This is a genomic window from Mesorhizobium sp. M7A.F.Ca.CA.001.10.2.1 (assembly GCF_003998575.1).
Taxonomy (GTDB): Bacteria; Pseudomonadota; Alphaproteobacteria; order Rhizobiales; family Rhizobiaceae; genus Mesorhizobium.
Genome location: NZ_RZQY01000940.1, coordinates 1 through 1,723, shown reverse-complemented (window position 1 = coordinate 1,723; position 1,723 = coordinate 1). Strand labels below are relative to the sequence as shown.

The 1,723-nt window shown below is 65.1% G+C and carries 1 protein-coding gene; it reads left to right on the top strand.

All coding sequences use genetic code 11. From position 1 onward, the window contains the following. Positions 1 to 93: 93 nt before the first annotated feature. Positions 94 to 1,723, top strand: a 1,630-nt coding sequence (locus EN964_RS33725) for a proline dehydrogenase family protein (protein WP_206528804.1), incomplete at its 3' end; no start/stop codon positions are given.

Here is a 1,723-nt window from a genome sequence, read left to right as displayed (position 1 = left end):
CGGACCGACTGAAAATCCACCCTTGTGCTAGCTTGCGCCATTCGGCCCGGTGACCGCCGGCCCGATCCCCTTTGCTCGATCCACGGGACCGCCATGCCAGCGCTTGATGCCATCCGCCAGCAGATCCGCGCCAACTACCTGCCCGACGAAGACGAGGCCGTGAAGCGACTGGCCGAGACGACGGGCCTTTCAGTGAAAGACCGCAAGGCGATCTCGGCACGGGCCGCCGATCTGGTGCGGGCGGTGCGCGGCTCGTCGGATCCTCGGCTGATGGAAGTCTTCCTCTCGGCCTATGGTCTCTCCACCAAGGAAGGCGTGGCGCTGATGTGCCTGGCCGAGGCGCTGTTGCGTGTGCCTGACACCGAAACGATGGACGACCTCATCGCCGACAAGATCGCGCCGCACGACTGGTCGGCGCATTCGGGCGGTTCAAGCTCCATCTTCGTCAATGCCTCGACCTGGGCGCTGATGCTGACCGGCCGCGTCCTCGATGAGGGCGAGGGCGGCATCGAGGGCACGCTGCGTTCTATGGTGCGGCGGCTCGGCGAGCCGGTCATCCGCAAGGCGGTGGCCGCCGCCATGCGCGAGATGGGCGAGCAGTTCGTGCTCGGCCGCACCATCACGGAAGCCGTCAAGCGAGGCCGGCCGATGACGCAGAAGGGCTATCTCTACTCCTTCGACATGCTGGGCGAGGCAGCCCGCACCGAGGCCGACGCCTTGCGCTATCACAAGGCCTATGCCGACGCGATTTCGTCGCTCGATTCCGGCTCCAACGGTCCTGACATCAGGCAGAACCACGGCATCTCGGTCAAGCTTTCGGCGCTGCATCCGCGCTACGAGGTGGCGCAGAAAGACGAGATGCTGCCTGTGATGGCAGACCGGCTCCTGTCGCTGGCGCTGGCCGCGCGCCATTCGCGCATGGGCCTCAACATCGATGCCGAGGAGGCCGACCGCCTCGATCTGTCGCTCGACGTCATCGAGCGGGTGCTGGCCGAGCCGGAGCTCGCCGGTTGGAACGGCTTTGGCGTGGTGGTGCAAGCGTATGGGCCACGCGCGGCCTTCGCCATCGATTGGCTCTATGCGCTGGCCAGGAAATACGACCGCAACATCATGGTGCGGCTGGTCAAGGGTGCCTATTGGGACACCGAGATCAAGCGCGCGCAGACGCTCGGACTGTCAGGCTATCCAGTCTTCACCCGCAAGACCAACACCGACGTTTCCTACATGGCTTGCGCGAAGAAGCTTTTGTCGATGACCGACCGCATCTATCCGCAATTCGCCACCCACAATGCCCACACCGTCGCCGCCATCTTGGCGATGGCGGACAATCGCGATTCCTTCGAGTTCCAGCGCCTGCACGGCATGGGCGAGGCGCTGCACGAGACGGTGCGCCGGTCCGAAGGCACGCCCTGCCGCATCTATGCACCGGTCGGTGCGCATTCCGATCTGCTGGCCTATCTGGTCCGCCGGTTGCTGGAGAATGGCGCCAATTCCTCCTTCGTACACCAACTGACCGACGAGGACGTCGAGCCGGAGGACATTGCGCGCGATCCGCTCGAAACGGTCGAGAGCCAGGGTCCGGCCGCCAATCCGGCGATTGCCCGGCCTTCCCAGATTTTTGGGGTCGGGCGACGCAATTCGAAAGGATTCGACATCACCGACACGGTGACGCTGGCGGCGATCGACAAGGCCAGGGCGGCCTTCGCTGGGCCGGATCGTTGGC